Genomic DNA, 24499 nt, shown 5'->3' with positions numbered 1-24499 from the left:
GACGGACGATTGGAGTATAGGATTTAGTCATGCGAGTCGCACGGGGAACGATGACTAAGGAAGAATTAAGCAGGGAGTTCGAGTCATGTATTGTTGAGTTTTAATAAGTAAGTTGGGCAGTCTTCATTGAGATTAAGTAAGGTGCGGCGTACTCACCCTACATTGAAATAGCAAATCGCGGAACAAAAAAGCGAGTAAAATTATCACTAAAGAACAAAGCCGAGATCCTTTGCGTCAAATCAGTAATAAAACTAAACAGAAAAAAGCACCAACCGCCGATCGCCCTTTCTCCCCCAAATCCCGCTACCCAGCTACAAATTACCAACAGCCATGAATATAAACTTTTCTCGTTACGACACCCTAACCACCTTGCTAGCAGGAACAACCGCAGCCTTAACCATAGTCATCAGTCAGCCCGCGATCGCCAAAACGCCCCAAGAAGTCGCCAGCATTGCCGGGCCGCTGACAGTACAAATTAACAGTTCTCTCGGAGACGGTTCAGGCGTAATAATTGCCAAAACAGGTAAAACTTACACAGTTTTAACAGTCAACCACGTCGTAGAAAAAGCAGACGTGAAATACACCGTTCGCACCTCTAAAGGCAAAAACTATCAAGCAACTGCAGTCACCCGCTTGCAAACCGCCGAAACTGACCCGGATTTAGCCGTAGTCAAATTTGAAAGCCCCGAAGAATATCCAGTCGCGACGATCGCCGATTCCGATCAAGCCGTCATCGGCACTCAAATCTTCGTTTACGGCTATCCCGCTACGGGCGGACTTTTCGGCGCCGAACGAGAACCAGAACTCTCTCCCGGACTCGTTACCAGCCGCCCACGCAACCGCCCGGAAGGTTACACTTTGCGGTATCAGGCCGTAACTTGGAGTGGCATGAGTGGCGGCCCAGTTTTTGACTCCGAAGCCCGAGTCATCGGTTTACACGGACAAGGCGAATTCGGTTTCGCCCAAACCAGTTCCGGCGAAGTCGCCCCGATTAAAACCGGATTTAATGCAGCAGTTCCCATCAATACATTTATCGCGAAGCTGGTGGCGGCGGGAATAAACAAATCCGAGTTGAAAGTAGACAATACTCCCGCAACGATCGGCCCGGTATCCACCGCCAATCCGCAAGATGCCCAAGCTTATTATTTTCGAGGGCTTTCGCTGTTAGATCAAGGAGATGCTTGGGAGGCGATCGCCGATTTCAACAGAGCACTCGCTTTCAAGCCCAAATATACCCCTGAATTGTATTTTAATATCGGTAATGCCCGCACTTTCATCACCGCCGGCTTGCCCCAACTCGGACCCACACGCGGTTCCACTGCTATTCAAGCATACACGCGGGCGATCGAAGCCAATCCCGGTTTTGCCGACGCCTACTACAACCGAGCTTTAGCTTACCTTGAAAACGAAAACCAACCGAAAGCAATTGCTGACTTTCAAAAAGCAGCAGAACTTTACAAGCAAGGCGGAAGAACCAGCGCCTATCAAGACGCACTCAACAGAATCAAGCAATTGCAGTAGAATTAGAAGTTAATAATTAAGAATTAAAAATGAGTAATCCCATTTTTAATTCTTAATTATGTAGTTCATAAAAACAGCAGGTAAATAACCATGACTGCTATCACCTTAAACCTCAACTCCCTTATCAAACTAACTTCAGAACAGTTTTATCAACTGTGCGAAGAAAACCCAGACTTGAAACTCGAACGCAACGCCAACGGAGAATTAATTGTCATGCCGCCAACCGGAGGAGAAACAGGGAAACGCAATGTCAAATTGACTACACAATTGGATGTGTGGAACGAACAAACCGAACTCGGCGAAGTGTTTGATTCCTCCACAGGATTTACCCTTCCCAATAAAGCCGATCGATCTCCTGATGTCTCCTGGGTAGAAAAATCCCGCTGGTCAGCTTTGACGCCCGAACAAAGAGAAAAATTCATCCCGCTTTGTCCCGATTTTGTCATTGAATTAGTCTCGCCCAGCGACAGTTTGAAAAAGACTCAGGAAAAAATGCAAGAATATATGGAAAATGGCTGCCGTTTGGGTTGGCTGATTAACCGCAAAAAACGCGAAGTTGAAATTTATCGCCCCGGTCAAGATGTGGAAGTTTTACAATCTCCTCTCACTCTTTCTGGGGAAAATGTTTTGCCGGGATTTGTTCTCAATTTGCAAAAAATTTGGAATTAGCAGAATTCAATTATCAATTATATTATCTTCGGTAAAATAAACGTTATCAGTTCGTAGTGAGGAATGCAACTCCGAGCGAGTTGGATTCAGATTAAAGCGGGTTACTTCAACTTGCGATCCTCTCCGCCCATGCTGGAAAAAATTATCAGTTTATCGATCGTCTCTCCGCTGTTATTTGCGGGCGAGTTTTATCTGCATCATTTCTACATTAAACCCCAAAAATTCCTAGAAATTTCCGAAGAAGATGAAGGCGTTATCATCAAAGACAGCATCGACACTTTAGTGTTAAAAGATTAGTTGTGGCTGATGGTAATAGAATCAAATTTGTCCTTAAACTCGATAACTAAACTTGATTCGGTAGCAGAGGTCGAATTAACTCCATAATTTGGTCATATTTAAAGTTATTGACACAATCAATTAGCGCACTGGAAAGGGTTGATTGAGATGCGGGAATTTGTTTGATTAGCTCGTTCATGACTTCAGGATCAACATAGTAGGCAGCTTGATACATTTGTTCTAACCACTGAGAGGACATCACGGCTAGATCTTCTGGAGATAAAGTGTAAACACCTAGTTTTTGGGGATCTTTTCCTACAACTGTGTAGATGTACTGTACTCCTAAGTATTGAGCGAGTTTGTCAAAGATGAGCCTTTCCTGAAAGGGCTTGCTCATAAAATCGTCACAACCAGCCATAAAAACTTTCTCTTGATCTTCTTCAAAAATACTGGCAGTTAAAGCAATAATCACAGTCTCTTGTCCCTTAGGGTGTTCTCTAATGCGTTTGGTAGCTGTGTAGCCATCCATGATCGGCATTCGTAGATCCATCCAAATCACGTCTGGGAACCAACTTTCCCAGATTTCGAGTGCTTCAACTCCCTGTGTTGCTTCGCGCACATCAAAACCGACTGAGGTAAGGAGTTTGACCAATAAGCGACGATTTTCCTCTACATCTTCAACAACAAGGATGCGGTAAGTTGGTTGTCCTGCAGCTATACCAATCACTCTTTGTTGAGGCAATTCTGAGGCAGGGCAGACTGCTTGAGGTAAGTTTACCCCAATTTCAAAGTAAAAAATGCTGCCCCGATTCAATGTGCTTTGAACTCGAATCTGACTACCCATGAGTTGGACAAATCTTTGGCTGATAGCTAGACCTAGACCAGTACCTTGATTTAATTTATTCCCAGCTTCAGCTTGCACGAACGCCTTAAATAAGCTGTCAACTTCTGTTGGAGCAATTCCCACTCCAGTATCCTCAACTTCAAAAGATAGGCGACAGGACGTTTGGTTGCTCTGTTCCGATCTTACTCGTAAGGTGACGCTTCCTTGATTAGTAAACTTAATCGCATTACCCAGCAGATTGACTAAGACTTGATACAGTTTTTTCTCATCGGTATGCACAAATTGGGGAAGATTGGGATCTCGCTCGACAATTACTTTCAATCCTTTCGATTTGGCTTTAATTTGCAACATTTGTTCAATAGAACGCAGCAATTTTTTTAGATCGAAGTCAGAAAGATAGAGTATCATCTGTCCGCTCTCTATTTTGGATAAATCTAAAATGTCGTTAATCAATTCCAATAAATGTTCGCCGCTACGATTGACGATCGCCAGATCGTTTTGGAGTTCGGGAGTCAGAACAGGATCGTAACTCATCAATTGCGTAAATCCCAAAATAGCATTGAGAGGGGTACGGAGTTCGTGGCTCATATTGGACAGGAACATACTTTTGGCTCGGTTTGCTGTTTCTGCTGCTTCTTTAGCTTGCTCAAGTTCCAACTCGGCTTGTTTGCGATCGCTAATGTCAATTAAATATCCCAACATTTCCACTGGTCTACCTGCACGATCTCGAATTAGTCTGAGTTGACATAGTATCCAGCGGTAAACCCCATCTGAGCCACGAAGACGGTATTCATGTAAATAAAAATCATTGACGAATGGATTGGCTAAGCCATTAAGCACTCGTTCTAAATCATCTGGGTGTAAGTTATGCACCCAAAATTCATCATCTCCTAAAAACGCCATGCTTTCATAGCCAAATACGTCTTTGATATTTTCGCTGATGAACGTTGCTTCATAATTGCCATAAGGTTTACAGCTAAAAATAACGACGGGGCTGTAGTTCAAGAGAAAGTTGAGGCGATTTGTGGTAGCTTGCAAGGCTTGCTCAGCTTGTTTGAGCTCTGTCACATCCTCCTGAACGGAAACATATACAGTTCCGTATTCAGGATGCTCAAACATGGATGTATGAACCCTACACCAAAAAAGTCTTCCATCTTTTTTCTTATTGCAGACTTCATATTTTGCTTCTCTGTTCTGCTCAATTTGAGTGACAATATCTAGAACGCTTGCGTCTGGTGTCACATCTGTATCGACATAATTCAAGACACCAACGGGTTGACCTGCGAGTTCGCCATCTGTGTAGCCAAACATAGCGTCAAATTTGGGATTGGTGTAGACTATCGTGAGTTCTGAGGCTTTAGTTAAACACACTCCGCCTGCCATGTTGTGCATAATAACACTCTGAAGCTCTAGCGTCTTTTGAGCTTCTTTTCGAGCGGTAATTTCTTGAATTTGAGCAATAAAATGCAGTGGATTTCCTTGTTCATCTTGTACTAGCGAGCCATCAAGAAGAATCCAAACCATATGTCCTTGTTTATGGAAATAACGTTTTTCCAGTTGGTAAGTTGAAATTGTTCCTGCTAATAGCTGATGTACATAACTAAGATCCAGGTCTAAATCGTCAGGATGGGTAATGTCTTGGAAAGTTAACGCTAACAACTCTTCTGAGGAGTAGCCAATAATCTGACATAAGGCAGGATTGACTTTAACCCACTGCCCATCAAGTGAAACGATCGCCATTCCAATTGACGCATTTTCAAACGCATTGCGAAACTGCTCTTCACTGTTTCGTAAAGCCACCTCAATTTGTTCGCGTTCGTTTTCAGCCCGCTTGCGATCGTTGATCTCCTTCTCTAAGGCTTGATTTGCCGCCATAAGTTGAGCTGAACTAGGTAAAGCTAAGGCTGATGGAATTAAAAACACTAGCTCAGATGCAGTATATATAGAAATCAGAGCAGTAATAGCTTTAATTCCTCCAGAAAGCCAATAAGTAGGAAACCAAAGCGTCCAAATTTCCATAATATGAGTTGTACCACAGGCAATTATGAAGGCGCCAAACAGAAAAAATACTTTCTGAAATGGAGTATCTTGGCGCTGTCGCACAAAGTAGATTAGCATGATTGGGATGGAGTAGTAAGCTAAAGCGATTAAACCATCGGATAAAATATGTAATCCTACTAAGTTTGTTTGCCAGAGATAGCAGTGACCATGAGGAATGAATCCTCCTGTCTCAAAAAAATGTGTAATCATACATAACCTGCATTATTCATGAGTGCTGAAGTGCTTAGCGATTGAGTTCTGCCATTGCCCGCTTCAGGGTCGAAGTCTTACCGGGAAAACCACTTTTGAGTAGGGAGATGTCAAATTGCCAACCTAGCAGCACGAGACATCCGATCGCAATGACGAGTAGGCTTGCCCTTTAAGAAATGTGCTTGTTCATAAATCGGCTGCTTGGGTTGAAAAAATGTTCTCCTAATGTTACCCAAAACGAAGAAGGGCAATCACGGGCGGATTATCCCTACCTCAACAAGTCAGATTTTGTAGGGGCTGTGCCAGTGTGCCAGTCCTAGAACTCTGCGATCGCAGGACTTCTTTGTGCGTCAAGTGAGTGGATAACCTAATAATTCAACTATACTCTTATTCATAGGTTTATAGTCCTCTGGCAAGAAACTATGGAAATCAGTAGGATTGTCGATACAACTAGCAATAGAGTTAGCGATCCAGCTACCAACTACCGAGGCAATATTTTAATTGTTGACGATCTCCCTGATAACCTGCATCTTCTCAGCCGTACTTTGAAGAGACATGGTTATAAAGTTCGCAGTGTCACAACAGGCGCAATGGCGCTCCGAGCCGCCAAATCGCCATCGACGGAACTAATCTTACTTGACATTAAATTGCCTGATATTGATGGCTATGAAGTTTGTAAACAATTAAAATCTGACGAGCAAACCACAGGCATTCCGATAATTTTTTTGAGTGCTCTCAATGAAACTTTCAATAAGGTTGAGGGGCTTGCTGTTGGTGGGGTAGATTATATTGCTAAGCCGTTTCAAGCCGAAGAAGTATTAGCTCGTGTCGAAACTCACTTAACCATCCGACGGTTGCAACAAAGCCTCCAAGAGCAGAATTTACGTCTCTTGAGAGAAATGGAAGAACGCCAACGTCTAGAAGCCTCCCTCTTTGCCGAAAAAGAACTAGCTCAAGTGACTCTCCAATCGATTGGTGATGCAGTTATTACTACCAATGCTCAAGGTAATGTGCGATTTTTCAATCCTATCGCTGAGCAACTGACAGGCTGGAAGGCTCATGAGGCTAAGGGACTCCCCCTGTCTACAGTCTTTGAAATTGTCAATGAAGTAACGCGAAAGCCAGTAGAGAATCCGATCGGCAAGGCTATGTTGGAGAAGCGCATTGTGGGCTTAGCTAACCATACTATTCTCATTGCCCGCGATGGGACTGAGTATGCCATTGAGGACTCAGCAGCACCGATTCGAGACCGCCAAGGTCAAATTATCGGGGCCGTTATCGTCTTTCATGATGTTACCGAATCGCGCAATCTTGCTCGTCAACTCTCTTGGGAAGCCAGTCACGATGCTCTGACAGGTTTAATCAACCGTCGAGGATTTGAGCAGCGACTAATGGAGGCGATCGCCTCTGTTCAAGATAGCAATCAGCAGCACGCTCTCTGTTATTTAGATTTAGATAAGTTCAAAGTCGTTAACGATACCGCCGGTCATTGTGCTGGCGATGAGCTACTGCGCCAAATCACTACACTTTTACAAAAGGGAGTCCGCGCTAATGACATACTGGCTCGCTTGGGAGGTGATGAATTTGGTCTTTTAATTACTAAATGTCCCCTCTCTAAAGCAGCTCAGATTGCGGAAAACCTCAAAGATTTAGTGCATCAGTTTCGGTTTATTTGGGATAGCAAAACCTTTATCATCGGGGTCAGTATTGGAGTTGTTGCCATTAACCAAGACAGCCAAGATTTGAGGGAGGTTATGAGGACCGCTGATGTAGCTTGTTATGCTGCCAAAGGCAAAGGTCGCAACTGTGTTCATGTTTATCCTCTAGATGATGGCTAACTAATATAATTAGACAACGTGGTGAGAGGCAGTTGATTTCCAAAATCAGCCGTGCGTTAAAAACCAATCGTTTTTGTCTCTACTCCCAAAAGAGTGGATCTATTACCTATAACCCCTCATGAGAGTATTATGAAATATTGTTAAAAATGCTAAACGAAAACCGAGAAAGCGTGGCTTCCACTGAGTTTATTCTCACCGCAGAGCGTTATGGCTTGATAACCAAGAGCGATTGTTTTTGGGTAATCGAAACTTTTGGATTAAATTATCATAATTTATCTGGGCTAAAAGTTTTTAGTAAACACTTGTCTACTATCAATATTTTTGGCACTAGCAGTAGAGTTTTTTTATTTTTATTGTTCCATTTTATCCCGTTTTCGATGTTGAGGTCGCGGTCTCTAGTGTGAGTTACCGCACTTTTTTAGGTATTCCCATCCTCTGAGTTGTGCGACTTGTTCTCTCCCGGTTTTTTGGGCGATCGCACCCTCTTCCTTCAGAATTACCACGGCGAACCGATCATTGTAAAAGCGGCCCAATAATAAGGATGCGACAAATTCCGATCGCCCCTGGTGGCCAACTCCGACGGCAAAGGCAGAGCTTGATTGTTGCCCGATCGTACCAAATAACCATCTTGCAACCGCACTTCACCCCGCAACATCGCCAACTGCGCTTGCCGCAAAGCCTCAGCCTTAATCGGCGCTGTACGCAACTGCTGGTAAAATTCAGTCATCAGCCCCAAAGTACCGACATCGCTGACATACCACAAACTCGCCAAAGCCGATTTTACCCCCGCGTGTACCGCCAACCCCGCAAACCCCAACTCAGCTTGTTCGTCTCCCACCGCCGTAGTACAGGCACTCAAAACCAACAACTCCACCTGCGGGTTAGATAGATTCAACTGATCCAACTGATTCAACTGCAACTTCGTATCCCAAAACTGAATGTAAGAATTTTCGGCCCCCCCAGGCTGAAAATCGCCGTGAGTAGCTAAATGAATAATTTTGTATTGCGGTTGATTGCGCTTGTGCTTCAAATTTGCCAAAGTAAAAGCTTCATTGAGAAAAGACGAACCCGGCCAAATCTTGCCCACAATTGTCGAGATTTCCAACGGCACGGCAGGCAAAGGATTTTGATCGTATTTGGCAGGAAAATTCGACGCACCCATCGCTAACACTTCAGAACCCTTAACATCGGCATAACGAGTATCAGTTAAACTCAAACTCGGAATCAGCCCCAAACTGTACTTTTCTACCAAAAACTGCTTGCCGTCGTAAAGAGCAGCCAAAGGCAAAGTCCGCAAACCGGCATCCATGGAAAACACCAAAGTGTCAATCTTGTTAGCATCTAATTCCGGTTGCAGCGGTGCAATTAACCACTGGTAAAGTTCCTCGGCAGGTTCCTTGTAGTCAGCAGCATTCAATCTCCTAGGAGTTCTGATAGCATTAGTGAATTCTTTAGCAACTTGCAGCACTGTCTCGCGGCTTGCAGGCACGCTTTTAAAAACATTTTTGCCGTCTGGCAATAACAACACAAGTTCTAAATGTTTTTCTTTCGCCCACACGTAAAGGATGGCGGGTTTAACCCCAGTCAACCGATTGACGCTGCTGAGAGTATCTCGAATACTTTGCTGCGTCACTGACTTTTCAGTGACAGGGCCCCCAAAGTAACGTTCAAATTCCCGGCCCTGAGTTCTATCCCTTTGCTGCACTGCGTCGATCGGATTTATTTGTGCCATCGAACTCGATCGAGAAATTTCAGGAACTCTCACATTCCCCATACTTTCTGCTGTCACCGCACTCGTCGGCTTCTGTGGAGTTGTTGCCACGCTGGCGTTTTCTGTCGCCGCGGGCGTACCCAAATTGTCTTTTAACACCGACGGCGACAGCAGTACCGATGATCTCGCAGTCGCGTTCGACCGCGCCTCAACAGGCGCAGCAGCAGGTTCTGGCGAGATATTTTCGTTAGTGTTCTTTGGCTCCGACACTGGGGGGCCGAGACTCACCTGAGTCACAATTTGTTGAGAATTGTCTGTCGTTTGCAGTTCCACGCTGGTAGTTGGTGCCGGACTCGGCACGATGATCGCCAGCGGCCCGATCGCAGTTGAGGAGGTGGCAGTGTTCGACTTCGAGTTTCCCGTCCCAACAGTCGTCGCCCTGCAGGTTCCCGACGGGCAAGTGCTTTGCAGCAGCGTCTGTGAACCCGATTGAGCCAGCCCGTCTGTAGAAATGCTGACCTGGGCGGGTTCAGCAGCCGTTCCTGTTCCCGCAGCCCGAAACGCTCCCCCAGCCTCGATTGCCACATCGCCGCCCGTATTGCCACGAGCTTTGATCGAAACAACTTCAACATCTTTCTGCCCGATAATTTGGCTCGAACCGGCACTTCCCGATTGCGAACTCGAGTTGATCACCCCTGTAACGATCCGGCCCGGCGCCGCAATCGAAATATCTCCCCCACTTATGGCACCAAAAGCATCGATGTTGCCGGTTTCTACCGCACCGGCGCTGCGAATATTGATAGGGCCCGCCACCCCTGAAGTTGAGCGAGATGAAACCGTAGCAGCAGTCAACTTGCCTTGACTGCTAGTGATGTTAATCCCCGCAGTCGAGGTAACGTCTCCGACGGCTACAGTACCGCCCCTCAGAGAGATCGTGGCGTTATCAGTGCCGACGATCGCACCCGTTCCCACGATCGCGCCGCTGCCCAATGGCGATCGAATCGTCGTCGGATCTTGAAATGTCAACGCCACTGGCGTTGAATTCGGCGTTGAATCTGGCGCTGGAGAACCAATCGAGATCACACCGCTACCGTCAGAACCTCCGATCGTGATCGAAGCAAACCCATTCCGAAAAGTGTTCAATTCAGCAGCAGTCAAGTTCAGAGCTTCTGTATCGCCAGAACCTTGAATTATAATATTTTGACTAGGATCAGCCGGTTGCAGCACCAGATTGCCGTTGCTGGCGATCGAATTTTTGTCACCCGTCAAGTCAATGTCGTTGCCCGTCAGGGTAATATCTCCCCCTGTTTGGGCGCCACCAGCTTCGATCGCCCCCGCAGTGATTCCATTGCGCCCCGTCAGCGTCACATTCCCCGCGCGATCGCCCCTCGTGTCGATCGCCCCTGCAGTCACCGTGCCCTGTGCGGTAACACTAACATCTCCCGCCGAATTGCCTATATCTTGGGAAGGATTGACAGAAGTGTTGATGGTGCGGGCTGTTCCAGTAAGTAGCTGACCGGTTGTGACATTGCCTGCGGTGCTGACGATGCGAATTTCCTGATTGTTGGTAGTGATATTTCCGGTACGGATATTGCCGTCACCTTTGATAGTAATTGAGGCATTGTCGGCGCCTGTCAGGGAACTTGTGCTAGTGATTGTTCCCAAACCCGCCGGCGATTGAATAATTAGCGGGTCATAAAATGTGAAATCGTTGGCAATCAGAATCGAACCGATACCGTTGCTGCGCCCGATCGTAATTCCAGCAAACCCATTTTCCAAACTTCCGAGGTCGCTTGCCGTCAGATTCAAATAAATATTAGTGCCGACATCTCCAGAACCGCCGATCGCAATATTTTGACCGGGACTCCAAGGTTGCAGTACCAAAAACCCAGTGCCGCTGACTGAATTTTTGTCGCCTTTGAAATTAATTTCATTACCAGTCAAAGTAATGTTTCCAGAACCCGCTGCGAGCGAGCTCACTCCCAGAACATTCTGAGCCGTCACAGTTACATTTCCCGTCGCTTCCGGGCCGCTGGCATCAAGTTTTTGCGCGGTTACGTTCAGGCCTTCGAGCACAATATTCCCGCTGCTGCCGGTGCTGGGATTGGATGAAGAAATATTGTTGGCAACAGTCGAACCGGGACTAATCAAACTAATATTTCCGCCGTTGCTAGACAAATTGCCCGCAGTAATTTGACTTCCCGAAATGGCTAGCGCACCGCCAGCCGTGGTAATTGTATCTCCAGAATTCATCGAAAAAACACCCGCACCATTGCGATCGGCATCTGCTCTAAATGTTACCGAACCAGTAGTTGCTTGAAAGCTCAACTGATTGTCCGCCAAATCAGCAATTGTAATATCATTGAGCGCTTCGATAACCACATTTGACGTAGCCGACATACTTTCCAAAGCTCCAGCCGAAATTGTCAGCGAAGGCTCAGAATTGTTTTCCTGTCCTGGTGGCGTTCCTGTTGCCAAAATATTATTGTTGGCAATTATTGCCGCATCGCCCGCACCTTCTGAGGAATCTGTAATGAAAATATTTTCTGGATCTAACAGCAAAGTCCCCAAACCGTTTGTCCCGGAAGTATCGACAGTACCGTTAAAAATCAATCTTTGCTTGCCCGAAACTTCCACAAACCCCCCAACACCTGCGGTTGCCGTTGCAGAAACGCCATTTGCGGTGATGCTGCCCAAAAATGCTGTTGTGTTGTCAGCCCAGACAACAACACTGCCGCCGTTGCCTGATTCAGTTGCGTTGGCGGCGATCGAACTTTTGCCATCCACGTAAGTCATCCTGGCATTCGGCACAGTTCCCTCGCCTCGGTAATCTCCCCCGATCCGCACCGTTCCGCCGCCGTCTGGCCCCGAAGCCTCAATCTTCGCTCCCAATAGCCCTACCTTGTCGCCTAACACGTTGACGCTTCCTCCCACGCCCCCCCTGGCAGACACGTCTGCAGAACCCGCTACCAGCGCAGTTCCAGCATCTGCAGGCACTGTTTGGTCGCCTGTGAGCACGACTTCACCTTGAGCGTTCGTAGTTATACCCGTAGCGTTAGCCACGCCGGGGCCCGAAAGCAGCCGAGGTAAAGTCAGCGGAGAGAAGGGAACCGCTTCGGAACCCGACACTCCGGCTGCTGGAGAAACTTCTAAACTCAGCAAAAGTCCGTTTTGACTCAACCGCACCAGATTTTCACCAGGGACAGCCGCCACAGTAATTTGACCGCCCGGGGCTGAAAGTTGGCCTGTACTGATGACCGTACCGGCGAGCAAAGTCAAATTTTGCCCCGTGCCGACAGCCAAGTTACCGGCATTGACAATACTTCCGGGCTGTGGGCCAAAAACAAAAGCATTGGGCGTTCCGACTAGGGCTGCGTAGTCGATCGCCCCAGTACCGTTGAACCAGCCGTTGTCAAAACCGATACCGCTAGCAGTGGTAGCAAAAAAAGACCCGGACACATCGAGTCGGGCATTCGTTCCAAAAATAATCCCTGCGGGATTCATCAGCAACAAGTTAGAATTGCCGCCACTAACTTGAATTAGACCGTTGATTAAGGAAGCATCCCCGCCGACAACACGACCGAGGATATTTTTAACGCTTGGGTTGGTGATGAAATTGGCAGTTTCGCCAGAATTCAGACCGAACCGAGTAAAACTGTGGAACAAATTTGCTCCGTCTCTGGAGGGAGTGCCGCCTTTAATATCGTAGCGAGGAGACAGCCCTGTACCTGGGATGGTGACAGTGGTTCCGGTGCCGTCTGGGGCTGGAGTAATAGATTGTGCTGCAGCAATTTGAGATTGGGGATAAATTGCCACGAGTACCCATCCGTTGCTGTTTTCTTTGAGGAAAACCAGGCTGGGGAAAAAATCTACTATCAAAAATCCAGCAAGGGGAATTGCTGCCAGAATCGACCGCACAGCACGTTGAGCATTCATAAGTTTGCCTCGGTCTAGACCTTAATTCGAGTTTAAAATTGAGATTTTAGGTAAAAAAGAGTCGATCGCACCCCAACGCTGACACTTCCTAACGCGAACTCTCGATCGCAAATCTTAAATTTTAAGTCTAAATTTGATTGTGTCACCAACATAGCAAAGACTGACAGTAAGTGTCGAAACACAGGAAGTTTAAACAGAGAAAATTATGAGCGATCGAATTGTCCGTCTGATCGGTTTAACTGGGGGCATCGCCACCGGTAAAACCGCCATATCTAATTATCTGGCAGATGCCTGTGGATTTCCGATTTTAGATGCCGATATTTACGCCCGCGAAGCTGTGAACCCCGGTTCGCCAATACTTGACTCTATTGTAAAACGATACGGCGCGGGTATTTTGCTCCCGGATGGCAATTTAAATCGACCCGAGTTGGGAAGTATTATTTTTTGTAACGCAGACGAGCGGCAGTGGTTGGAACAACAGATTCACCCTTACGTGCGCCGCCGATTAGTTGAGGAAACTCAAAGCTGCATTGCTGCATCGAGTTTGGTATCCCAAGACACACAGGATTTAGGTACAAAGACTCAAGAAACCGGCTTTTTTCACCATCATCAAAAGCTAGAACCGAGTATTGTTGAAAAAAAAACCGGTTTCTGTGCCAAGGCTGACACGTTGACTTTGGTTTTGGTAGTGCCGCTGCTGTTTGAAGCTAACATGACTGACTTGTGTACCGAAATTTGGGTAGTGTACTGTTCACCCAAAGTGCAGTTAGAACGACTAATGCAGCGAGACGGCTTGAGTTACGATCGAGCTAATGCCCGCATTAACGCCCAGTTGCCGCTAGCTCAAAAGTGTCAACAAGCTGATGTTATTTTGGACAACTCGTCAACCCTCGACTCGCTATTCCTGCAGGTAGATTTGCAAGTCAGTCGCTGTGAGATTTGATACTTGAGATTGACTCGGCGATATCAGTTTTAAAACCTGGTTTTTTACTTTCTGCGCGGCAGTTCGATTTGAGAGTTGAGATTTGAGATTGACTCCACGATTTTGTCAACGGGCTTTTTTTTCCCAACCGCTTTCGACTCCTCCTTCGGAGTGGCGCGTAAGCGCTCTTGTCACAAAGCAAGATCAGAAAAGATCAGAAAAGATCAGAAAAAATAAAAGGTTCACAATTTATTTAAAAATACAATAGCAATCATTTATGAAGTTAATGTAAAAAATTAGGCACTGCCCGCTTTAAGGAATCTGCTTGACCAAGATATTGATATCTAAGGTGCTGATGGCGGGCTTGGGTACTCTCCTGTTATGTCTTTAATCCCCCGATTGCGGCTTCAACTCAATAAATTATGAAGTTAATCATAAAAGTCGTAAAACTTTACAATTGGCGGTTTTTGTTTCCTTGTTGGAAGGTCGTTTCCAGAGGATTCCAGAGGCGATACCATTTTAGATTTTAGATTTTAGATTTGGGAAGGATTTATAACTACCAGAGTTGGGAATACGGGCATAGAAGAGTAGCATTCTTTTTTTGAACATGGTCTTGAATTCTGCTGGTTGCCCGCCAGTAGCAGATAACTAGAAATTACCCGCGAACAAGCGAGCTAGATAATGGATTTCACCCGCTTTTAACCAAAAATCAAAAAAATTGCAGGTTCCCTCACTTACTAATTGATGACTTCGCCACAATTATTTTTTTTATCCTGATAGCAGAGTACAGACTGCGTATCAAGAAGGGGAAAATACAAATACCAAAATTTATGATGCGCGTTTACTCTTCCATCCTGATGTCCAGCCTGTTACTGAGTTGTACCGCAGTTAACGCTCAAAGCTTAGAAACTCGATCGACCTTTTTTGCTCAAGACAACTCTGCTCCCGAAATTTTAACCGCCGTAGCCGAGACTCAAACCTTTTACGAAGATTACGATAAAAATAAACCGCCCGGACGAGGCGACGGGAGATAATCCCAAATAAATGGCTATTTTTGCAAAAAAAAAGCGAAATCTACTGACTTATTACTTGTGTAAATTTTGCTTTTTTTTATATTAACGAAGGAATTCAGAATTTATCAAACTAAAAATTAACCGCCATTAGTTCCGGATATGCAAAAAAAAGTCTGTATCGGGGAGGAGAAACTTTGAGCTAAAACTTCACAATGTATACTCTGAAGCAATTGGCATTATTAAGCGCACTATTGGCTAGCGCCATAGCTGTTACTCAAAAACCAGAAAACAGTTTAAGATCGGAAAATCAGTTTACTACATCTCAAAAACTGTTATTAGCTAAAGATAGCGGTAGCAAATCACAACGCTGTAACTCCTCCCCGACTCCGGGGTGCTCTCGCCGAGATAACGTCAGTGATATGTAGAATTAAATCTCGGAATGCCAACAAAAATCTAGGATTAAGATTTCTATATTTTTGGGGCGGGTGGGAAACCCCACAAGAAAATTTAATTTTCTTAGGAACAAGCCGGAAAGCCTGTTCCTAAGAATGATGCCTGATGTGAATTTAAGCGGACTTGATATCAATCCTCCTCAGCAGCTTCGCCACCAACAACGACATCGCGAATCCGCAAACTCGGGCCGCCACAGCCGACGGGCAAACCGCTTTGCCCTGCCTTGCCGCAGCCGCCGGATTCATCCCAGTAGAAATCGTCGCCGATCGCCTCAATATCGGCTAAAGTGCTGAAAACATTACCCGAAAGAGTAACATCCCGCACCGGATTGTCCAATTTTCCGTCGCGGATCATCCAAGCTTCGCCGGCACTGAAAGTAAACATTTCGCCGTTAGTCATGCCGCCTTGCCAATTGCGCGCATAAACTCCTTCTTTGATACCAGAAAATAAGTCAGCAACTGGCGTGTCACCCCGTTCGATCCAAGTATTCGTCATGCGGACGATCGGCGGATAGTGATAATTCAAACAGCGAGCATTGCCAGTAGGCGTTTCTCCCAACTTGCCCGCAGTTTCCCGCGAGTGCAGCCGCCCGACTAAAGCGCCGTCTTTAATTAACTGAGTAGTAGTCGCGGGAGTGCCTTCGTCGTCGTAGAAATAGCTGCCCCGGTGTCCCTCTGGCGCTGCACCGTCGAAAATTTGCAAGTTTTTGGGGCCGAACTGGCGGCCGAGGGTCATAATTTCCAAAATGTCGGGATTTTCGTAGGCCATGTCTGCTTCCGAAAGGTGTCCGAAGGCTTCGTGGACGAACAATCCGGTCAAAATTGGGTCGATGACGACGGTGTAGGTGTTGCCTTGGACGGGGGGTAAGGCTAGAGAATCTACGGCTCTCTGAGCGGCGCTGCGAACTTGAACATCGAGATCGGTTAAGTCTTCGTAAGCTTTGCGGGAACCAGTAGTTTCGCGGCCTGTTTGTACGGTTTCCCCGCTGCGGGCGGTGGCTGCAAAGCGCATTTCCATGTCTGCCCAACCTTGTTCGAGCATGGTGCCTTCGGAGGTGGCGAGGATCATCCGCTGAGTGCTGTCGCCGTAGCGCACGGAGATTGTGGCGATGCGGGGGTCAATGCTGCGGAGAATAGCCGCGTAGCGATCGCACAATTGCTTTTTGTCAATTAGGGGAACCAGACGCGGGTCTGTTCCAGTCAGCGGCAGCAAGCAAATGTCTTGTATTGGGGTAACTGGCGCCAGAATCGTTTCTTCTTCCCCGATCAGTTTGGCTGCGGCGATGGCTTCTTCGATTCTTTCGGCGAGGGTGGAAAGTCGGTTAAAACTGGCAAAGCCCCAGCCGCCTTTGTGACAAGCTCTGACTTGGCCGCCAATTGAGACTCCTTCGCTGAGGGTTTCAATTTTTTCGCCCCGCAGCAGGATGTCGGTGCCTTCGGCTTCTTCCAGTCGAATTGCCAGATAATCGACTTGGTGGCGGTAGCGTGCCATTAAGTCTGACAGCAGATTTTTCGAGTCGGCGATCGAGGTGGGCATAAGGAAAGCACGGTGTTTAACTTACTTCATTTTGCACTTTTGTCAGGGCGATCGTGCAAAATATCGCCCCAAGCACGGAGATTGCGACTTATTGGTACGGTTCTGCCAATATCGTTAGTTAACAAATGTGGATATCCTGTGAGTTAGGAGGAAGGTGCAAGAAATTATGCGGGATTTTTTGATCGTGCTGGTGCTTGACTCCTAACTCCTGAACTTTCCTATACATAAATACTTCACCCTTCATGCCTCCGAAGGTGGGTTTATAACTGTGAATACTTACTTTTTACCGACAATAAGCGAAATTTTAGCCTCCGAAGGCCAAGAAAATGACCTGAGTCTCTTTGATGCTAAGTTGGCGGGAGAAAACAACCGCCATCGGTGTCCTGCAAGCCGTGGGGCTTCTCGGCTGAAAGCTGAACACGAATGGTACGGGGCGATCGCAGCTTTGAATCAAATGCTCGATCGGCAAAAAGCAGCACAAAAAACAGATGTCGATCGACAATTTGCTCGATCAAAAATCTCCAATTCCTGTCAGGGATTGGTGTTGTCTGGCCCGTCTTCGGTTTTGACTGACCCTGAGAGGGCCAACGGCTTTGCCAATTGGATTTTTACCAGTATTCCCAATAACGATGCAGCTTTGTGGTCTTTTCGGGCTAGACAAACTTTAGCTTTAATGCCGGCGGCTGATGTGCAAACATCAGCGCCTGCAGCGGCCCCGGCTTTGGCTTTGGCAAGTGGCGATCCCTTAGCCAACGAGCAGTTTTGTTTGGTTTTAACTGCTCGTTTTAGCCTGGTGATGGTTTTGGGTGAAAATTCTGCAGGAATTCCGGCTTTTCTATTTTCTTTCGATCCGCAAGTAGTGGCGAAAGCTTGGGAGGTTTTGCGGCGCAGGGTGACTGAAAGCGAATGTTTGCTTGCCAATTCTGACGGTAGCTTCAATTTACCAGTTAGCAAATTCACTAATAATTCTACTAAATTAGACGCGCTGTTCCAGCAATTTTTGCCTGTGGAACCCCATTATCAAACGGTGATGCAGTTCAGCCGCTTGCTGTTGCATAATTTGCCGGTTGGGAAAGATGAAGCAGGCAGAATAAAGGATGAAAGAATTGATGATTGTTTGAACCCCAAGCATAAAAAGTTATCGGCTACAGATATCAACTGCAAATCTCCAATTCCTCTGGCTACTAAAGAGGTGGAATTGCTACAGGCGATCGCCCACGAAGTCCGCACCCCTTTGGCTACCATTCGCACGCTGACTCGCTTGCTGCTGAAACGTCCCAAACTCGATCCGGTGGTGGTCAAGCGTTTGGAAATGATTGATGCTGAGTGTACCGCTCAGATCGATCGCTTCGGTTTAATTTTCCGCGCCGTGGAATTGGAAATGTCGCACGCTAAAAATTCTGGCGTGCAGCTAACAGCAATGTCCCTCGGTGAAGTGCTACAAAATAGCATTCCCCGCTGGCAAAAACAGGCGAGTGTTCGCAACCACACTTTGGAAGTTATTGTGCCGAAAAAGTTGCCTGCGGTAGTCAGCGATCCGACGATGCTGGATCAGGTTTTAACTAATTTGATTGAGAATTTTACTCGAACTTTGCCTTCCGGGAGTCGCATTCAGGTGGAGGTGACATTAGCCGGCAATCAGTTAAAGTTGCAGTTGGAATCGGAACACCTACCTGAAGGTAATGGCGCATCAACTTTTGCAGCTAAGGCAAATGGTCCTTTGCGATCGATCGGGCCTTTGTTGATGGTGCAGCCGGAGACGGGAAGTTTGAGTTTAAACTTGAGCGTGACTAAGAATTTATTTCGGGCTGCTGGCGGGAAGTTGGTAATTCGCCAGCGGCCCCAAAAGGGTGAGGTGATGACGGTATTTTTGCCGCTGCAATAGTGATTAGTCATTAGTGATTAGTGATTAGTGATTAGTTATTAGTCATTAGTCATTAGTCATTAGTCATTAGTCATTAGTCAATTAAAATCTCAATGACAAACTCGGTTCCTTCTCCCGTTGTAGAAAAACAACTCAGTTTTCCGCCGTGTTTTTCTTCTACAATTTGACGTGCGATCGCCAGTCCTAACCCAGTTCCTTTGCCCACATCTTTAGTGGTAAAGAGATGGTCGAATATACGATTTTTTACCTCGTCTGACATTCCTTTTCCGTTATCGGCGATGGAAATTTTTACCTTTTCACTTTCTACTTGTGTCCGAATAGTGATGTGATTGGGATGGGCTTGAATTTCGGCAAAACTCCGTCCTTGATTCGATTCTTCTAAGGCATCAATCGCATTTGCTAACAAATTCATAAATACTTGGTTTAATTGTCCCAAATAACATTTTACTTTGGGAATCTTGCCGTACTCTTTAATGATTTGAATTTCAGGATGCTTGTCGTTCGCTTTCAGGCGATGGCGTAAAATCATCAAAGTGCTATTGAGTCCTTCGTGGATATTAGCCTCAACTTTATGGGCAGTATCGGCGCGAGAGAAAGTGCGGAGGGAGGTGCTGATGTTTTTGATGCGCTCGCATCCTATTTTCATGGAACTCAACATTTTGGGTAAATCTTCTACTAGATAATCTAAATCTATTGCCTCTGCTTTCTTAATCAATTCTGCTTCGGATTGCGGAAACTTTTCTTGATAGAGGCGCAAATAATCAATTAAGTCTTGGACTCCAGCATGAGCTTCATTAATGTTCCCGGCAATGAAACCAACGGGGTTGTTGATTTCATGGGCAACCCCGGCCACTAGATTACCTAATGCTGACATCTTTTCACTTTGGATCATTTGCATCTGAGTTTGCTGAAGTTCATTCAAAGTCTGCTGCACTTGGTGATAGAGGCGGGCATTCTCCAGAGCGATCGCCGCTTGACTAGAGAGAAAATTCAGCACTAGGAGGCGATCGCGACTAAACACCCCACTGGTTATCCGATTTTCTAGATACAAAATGCCGACCAAATTCCCCTGATTTAGAATTGGCAAACCCAGCAAACTCTCTGGTTGGTGGTGCTCTAAATAATCGTCAATCACAGGCAGATCAGTTTTGAGGTGATCAATGACAACTGCTGCTAGGGTGTTTTTGACATACTGGATTAATTTAACAGGAACGGTGGGATTATTCTCTAGGGGTTCCCTTTGCAGGCTAATGTTTTCCCACGTAGCTATCGCCCGCACTTGCCATTGTTGATCTTGGCAGAGCATCAGTGCACAGCGATCGGCTCCAGAGTTTTGTAGCATGGTTTGGGTCACAATTTGCAGCAACTCATCCAGGTCGATCGTGCTGGAGATTATTTGGGAGATTTGCAGCAGGGTCGTAAAATCTAGAGCATGGTTGATCGAGGTGCTTGAGGTAGTGTGGTGGGTGCTCGAATGAATTGAGTAGGTGGGATTGGTGAGGGTGGATAGGGTTTCTAAAATAGTGAGGGGTTGGCCGGACTGTTGTAAGATGGGGCGCAGCAGATCGGGATAACGTTTTTCTAGGTCATCGGTTTTGGCTTTGGCTCCCCAGCGGGCGTAACAATAGTAGGCTTCCTGCATATAGCCAGCAGCGACTTTTTCTTTGCCCCAGTCGAGGTAGAATTTAGCTGCGAGTTCGTGGGCGAGGGCTTCTTCGTTGAGGAATTGGTTTTCTTTAGCGAGGAAGATTGCGCGATCGTACAACTCAGCAGCCTGCCATTTTTGTTCAGCAACACGAGCCATCTCGGCCTCTAAAAGCATAAATTTGGACAGACAGTTTTCAGGACAGTTGTCTGCCCAAACTTGAAGTTTTTCCCGATTCTTCTGAACAACTTCTTGATAATCTTTTGGTTGTTTTTCCGGTGCTACCCCATAAAGTTGCAATACACTCAAAGACTGATAAAAACAATGCAGTACACGTTGAAATTGTCCATAAAGTGTATTAGAAAACTCTGCCGCCGCTACTAACATTTCATAAGCTTTAGCATACTCACCATAGGTGAAGAACAAAAAAGCTTTAGCGAAATAGTATGTACTACTGCCATAGCCATAGCCAATTTCATTGAATGTTGCTAGCGCCGACTCTTCATCAAATGTTTCAGAACTCAGGCTATACTTCCCTATCGTTAGCCCTTGCAAATTCTCTAGGATCTTGCACTGAAGAATTAGGGCAAATGCTGTCGTAATCTCCGTCCGTTCAGCAAAGCTGATGTACTTTTCATGTCGAGCCAGCAAACTGTGAATATCGCTGGATACGATCGCCTGCTGCCAGAAACTGAACAGAGCACTGTGATGACACCAAGAAAAATCCCCTACCTCCATTGCCCCCTGATAAGCAGCTTGTTGCAGAAGAAGATTGGAACTGACGTGCTTGCGCCAATGGTTGATAAAATTGCCGAACGACATATAAATTTTGCCATTCAGGGTGGTGTTATGAAATTTTTCATTCACCTTCAACCCTAAAACTCCAAACTCATAGCCCAATTCATAGTCTTGGAAGCGTTGGCAGAGAATTGTTCCATACCAAACATAAACAAAACCCGCCACATTTGTATTCCCGTATTGCAAACAGAGATTGGTCATGTGTAAAACAACCAGCACTAACAAATCCTGATTAGTTAGGTAAGTAGGCGGGACCATGTTCATTAGCAGTTTGATCAGCATCTGACGTTCTTCATCGACAATGAGTGGTGCGTCGATTAGTCCTGCAACTGCGCGCTGATTTAAGGTTTTTTTAACTTCCAGAGCCATCCCTTCTAACTCGGCTTCATTTGGCATAATTGCCAGTTCTAAGCCTAACAGTTTCAGTCCTTCAATTCCTACCTGAATCGCCTTTTGATACAGGGCCTTATTTTGATAATGGGTTAGCTGAATAGCAATAATTTTAGCTCGATCAAGAATATATTTAGCAGAGCTAAATGCGAGGCCTGTCAACTTTTCAGCTTCCTCAAAATTTCCAGCCAAAAATTCAGCTTCAAGGCTTTCTAAATACATCGTAAATGTTAATCTATAGGCAGATTCCCAGTTATTGCTGGGTAGGAAACTTAAACCGAAAGCGAGATATCTTGTCGCCGATTCATAAGCCGTTGAGAGTTTGGCTCTCTGCCCTGCAAAGAGGCTAATTTTAGCAAGCCTTGTTCGTTCTTCTTGCTGCGTTATTAGCTCGGAGCCAATGATAAAATGATTAATAATATCGAACACTTCTTCTCCTCTTTCAACTTCGGAGAAATTCGGAAGAAGTAACTGTCCTATTCTGAGATGGGTTGCTTGCTTTTGGTCATCAGGAATTAATGAATAAGCAGCTTGCTGAACCCGATCGTGTAGAAACTTGTAGTGAGGTAATTGAGCTGCTGTCGTTGGCAATGCAGAGCTGGTTGTTCGCTCTTCTTTTCCTAGATAAAACTTGTAAATTTCACTGGTTGGTAAGATGAATCCTTCTTGCAATGATTTCCATAAATCCGCAGCAGTTTCTTCCGGTGACTTCTCGCTGACTACCGCCAATGTATTCAAATCAAAGTGCGCTCCTATGCACGCAGCCAACTTCAGCACATCCTGAGTTTCTGGTGGCAACTTCTGCAATTGCACCGCCATAAACTCCACTACATCATCGGTGATAGTTAGGGCTTTGACTTTAGCGATATCGCACTGCCACCCCCCTGTTACCCCCCTCTCTCTCCCCTGGGAAAGGGGGGTGGGGTCAAACACAATCAGCCCATCTTCCTCTAGCGCCCTGAGAAATTGCGTGGCAAAAAATGGATTGCCTTTGGTTTGTTGATAAGCTAACTCGGTTAATGGCTGAGCCAGAATGCGATCGCACGAGAGGGTATCTGCTATCAAATCGTTAATATCGGCTTGACTCAGAGGTTGCAAGGTAATAGTATTTACCGTTACTTGGGATTTTTCCATCTCTGCTACTGCCAACATAAATGGATGAGCTGGGGATACTTCGTTATCCCGATAGGCTCCAATTACCAGCAAATTTTGACTATCTTTTTCACTCATCAACACTTGCAAAAGCTTCAGGGATGCTGAATCTGACCATTGCAAATCATCTAAAAAAATCACTAAGGGATGTTCTTTTGTAGCAAAAACCGAGATAAATTTTTGAAATAGTAAATTGAAACGATTTTCGGCGGCACTTCCCGAAAGTTCAGAGACAGGCTGTTGTTTACCAATAATTCGTTCTAATTCAGGAATTACTTCTACAATAACTTGACCATTTTCGCCAAGAGCCTTGATAATTTTCCTTTGCCATCGTTTGAGCTGAGCGTCGCTTTCTGAGAGTAATTGATCCATTAAATCTCGGAAGGCTTGCACAAAAGCACTAAAGGGAATGTTACGTTGAAATTGGTCGTATTTGCCTTTGATAAAATAACCGCGTTGGCGAACAATGGGTTTGTGAATTTCGTTGACTACAGCGGTTTTCCCAATGCCGGAAAATCCGGCAACTAGCATCATTTCGCTGCGGGATAAATTCGAGTCACGCCACTCCTCCTTAATCAAAAGGAGGTCTTCTTTTCCCTCGTTTCTATCGGTTATAGGCTCTTTTGGGGAAGGAGAATTAGAGGGGTTTGCTACTCGATCGAATGCTGCTAATAATGCAGCGACTTCGGTTGCTCTGCCGTAGAGTTTTTCGGGTATGATAAAGCGATCGCAAAAATCTCGCCGCCCAATGGCAAAACTCTCAATTTTACCTGTCTCATTGAGTTGTTGCAAACAAGTTTTTAAATCGGCTTTCAGCCCTAATGCACTCTGATACCGAGCTTCGGCATTTTTTTCCATCAATTTGCTGACCATCTCCGAGAGAACAAGGGGAATTTTGGGGTTAATTTCATGTACAAATGGTGGGTGCTGGGCAATGTGACAGTGGATCAATTCCATCGGATCGCTGGATTGAAATGGCAATTTTCCTGTCAGCAATTCGTAAAAAGTTACACCTAGTGAATAAAAGTCGGTGCGGTAGTCAAGGCCGCGATTCATTCTTCCTGTTTGTTCGGGAGATAAGTAGCTTAATGTTCCTTCGATCACGTTAGGACTCATCAGCATTTGAGTTTCTCGCGGCAGCAAAGATGCAATACTAAAGTCAATGAGTTTGACTTGTTTAGTCTCAGGATTTATTAAAATATTGGCGGGTTTAATGTCTTTGTGAATTATGCGGTGGCGATAAAGTATATCTAATGTGTTGCTTAGGTCGATCGCAATTTGGAAAAAATCAACCAGAGATTGCACGGCTTTTCCTTTCCCCGTCCATTCCTTCAGAGAAATTCCCCCGAAGTCTTCCACAATCAGCGCATAGCCGTTGCGGTAGGGTTCCAAGCTGTAGGTTTGGATGATTCCGGGTAAATTCAGGTTTTTGGCGATCGTGTATTGATTGCGAAAATGCAAGAGTTCGCTGAAGCTGGGATACTCGTTCCGCAAGACTTTGATGGCGACCGGTTTTTGGTCCGAGAGGCGAATTCCGCGATAAACTAGGGTGCGAGTGCCTGAGTAAATTCGAGCGAGAATTTGATAGCCAGTTAATTCTATCATAACAATAATTATTTCGCTATTAAAATATTTTATTTTACTATTATAATCTACTGCA

The 24499-nt window shown here is 45.8% G+C and carries 11 protein-coding genes; 7 read left to right on the top strand and 4 right to left on the bottom strand.

Annotated elements, in window-relative coordinates; translation table 11 throughout:
• Positions 1-330: 330 nt before the first annotated feature.
• The 3 genes from QUA36_RS06005 to QUA36_RS05995 all read left to right on the top strand — a co-directional run bounded on the left by QUA36_RS06005 (position 331) and on the right by QUA36_RS05995 (position 2487).
• Entirely contained in the window at positions 331-1521 is a 1191-nt protein-coding gene (locus tag QUA36_RS06005) for a tetratricopeptide repeat-containing serine protease family protein (RefSeq protein WP_333162901.1), read from the top strand.
• A 90-nt stretch (positions 1522-1611) separates the two neighbouring features.
• Positions 1612-2190, top strand: a complete 579-nt coding sequence (locus QUA36_RS06000; RefSeq protein WP_333456131.1) for a Uma2 family endonuclease — start codon at positions 1612-1614, stop codon at positions 2188-2190.
• A 63-nt stretch (positions 2191-2253) separates the two neighbouring features.
• On the top strand, positions 2254-2487 hold the full coding sequence (locus tag QUA36_RS05995; RefSeq protein ID WP_333456130.1) for a hypothetical protein: 234 nt from the start codon (positions 2254-2256) through the stop codon (positions 2485-2487).
• A gap of 46 nt (positions 2488-2533) precedes the next feature.
• On the opposite strand, the gene QUA36_RS05990 is transcribed toward QUA36_RS05995, so the two are convergent.
• Positions 2534-5560 (bottom strand): PAS domain S-box protein, encoded by a 3027-nt coding sequence (locus QUA36_RS05990; RefSeq protein ID WP_333456128.1) that lies wholly within the window; start codon positions 5558-5560, stop codon positions 2534-2536.
• A 422-nt stretch (positions 5561-5982) separates the two neighbouring features.
• Between QUA36_RS05990 and QUA36_RS05985 the strand changes: the two genes are divergently transcribed.
• On the top strand, positions 5983-7398 hold the full coding sequence (locus tag QUA36_RS05985) for a diguanylate cyclase (RefSeq protein ID WP_333456126.1): 1416 nt from the start codon (positions 5983-5985) through the stop codon (positions 7396-7398).
• Positions 7399-7894: 496 nt separating this feature from the next.
• Here the strand turns inward: QUA36_RS05985 and QUA36_RS05980 are convergent, their stop codons facing one another.
• A complete protein-coding gene (locus QUA36_RS05980; RefSeq protein ID WP_333456124.1) occupies positions 7895-13045 on the bottom strand; it encodes a CHAT domain-containing protein in 5151 nt (1716 codons plus the stop codon).
• 205 nt (positions 13046-13250) lie between these two features.
• On the opposite strand from QUA36_RS05980, the gene coaE reads away from it, so the two are divergent.
• Positions 13251-13988, top strand: a complete 738-nt coding sequence (gene coaE, locus QUA36_RS05975; RefSeq protein ID WP_333453344.1) for a dephospho-CoA kinase — start codon at positions 13251-13253, stop codon at positions 13986-13988.
• Between the two features lie 809 nt (positions 13989-14797).
• Positions 14798-15001: a heterocyst-inhibiting protein PatX gene (gene patX, locus QUA36_RS05970; protein ID WP_333163584.1), complete on the top strand. Its 204-nt coding sequence runs from the start codon at positions 14798-14800 to the stop codon at positions 14999-15001.
• Positions 15002-15562: 561 nt separating this feature from the next.
• Here the strand turns inward: patX and QUA36_RS05965 are convergent.
• Positions 15563-16969 (bottom strand): TldD/PmbA family protein, encoded by a 1407-nt coding sequence (locus QUA36_RS05965; RefSeq protein ID WP_333431793.1) that lies wholly within the window; start codon positions 16967-16969, stop codon positions 15563-15565.
• Between the two features lie 268 nt (positions 16970-17237).
• Between QUA36_RS05965 and QUA36_RS05960 the strand changes: the two genes are divergently transcribed.
• On the top strand, positions 17238-18854 hold the full coding sequence (locus QUA36_RS05960) for a HAMP domain-containing sensor histidine kinase (RefSeq protein WP_333456122.1): 1617 nt from the start codon (positions 17238-17240) through the stop codon (positions 18852-18854).
• A 73-nt stretch (positions 18855-18927) separates the two neighbouring features.
• On the opposite strand, the gene QUA36_RS05955 is transcribed toward QUA36_RS05960, so the two are convergent.
• Positions 18928-24444, bottom strand: coding sequence for an AAA family ATPase (locus QUA36_RS05955; protein ID WP_333456121.1), 5517 nt, complete (start codon positions 24442-24444; stop codon positions 18928-18930).
• Positions 24445-24499: the final 55 nt, after the last annotated feature.

The sequence above is a fragment of the Microcoleus sp. Pol10D4 genome (genome assembly GCF_036701555.1).
Classification (GTDB): Bacteria; Cyanobacteriota; Cyanobacteriia; order Cyanobacteriales; family Microcoleaceae; genus Microcoleus.
Note: the sequence above shows the minus strand (reverse complement) of the source record. Positions and strands in the feature narration are given on the sequence as shown.

What these genes read in the sequence shown, in the direction of transcription:
- QUA36_RS05995 (WP_333456130.1), top strand. Translation starts at nt 2,254, where the DNA reads ATGCAACTCCGAGCGAGTTGGATTCAGATTAAAGCGGGTTACTTCAAC.
- QUA36_RS05990 (WP_333456128.1), bottom strand. Translation starts at nt 5,560, where the DNA reads ATGATTACACATTTTTTTGAGACAGGAGGATTCATTCCTCATGGTCAC.
- QUA36_RS06000 (WP_333456131.1), top strand. Translation starts at nt 1,612, where the DNA reads ATGACTGCTATCACCTTAAACCTCAACTCCCTTATCAAACTAACTTCA.
- patX (WP_333163584.1), top strand. Translation starts at nt 14,798, where the DNA reads ATGATGCGCGTTTACTCTTCCATCCTGATGTCCAGCCTGTTACTGAGT.
- QUA36_RS05955 (WP_333456121.1), bottom strand. Translation starts at nt 24,444, where the DNA reads ATGATAGAATTAACTGGCTATCAAATTCTCGCTCGAATTTACTCAGGC.
- QUA36_RS05985 (WP_333456126.1), top strand. Translation starts at nt 5,983, where the DNA reads ATGGAAATCAGTAGGATTGTCGATACAACTAGCAATAGAGTTAGCGAT.
- QUA36_RS06005 (WP_333162901.1), top strand. Translation starts at nt 331, where the DNA reads ATGAATATAAACTTTTCTCGTTACGACACCCTAACCACCTTGCTAGCA.
- coaE (WP_333453344.1), top strand. Translation starts at nt 13,251, where the DNA reads ATGAGCGATCGAATTGTCCGTCTGATCGGTTTAACTGGGGGCATCGCC.
- QUA36_RS05965 (WP_333431793.1), bottom strand. Translation starts at nt 16,969, where the DNA reads ATGCCCACCTCGATCGCCGACTCGAAAAATCTGCTGTCAGACTTAATG.
- QUA36_RS05980 (WP_333456124.1), bottom strand. Translation starts at nt 13,045, where the DNA reads ATGAATGCTCAACGTGCTGTGCGGTCGATTCTGGCAGCAATTCCCCTT.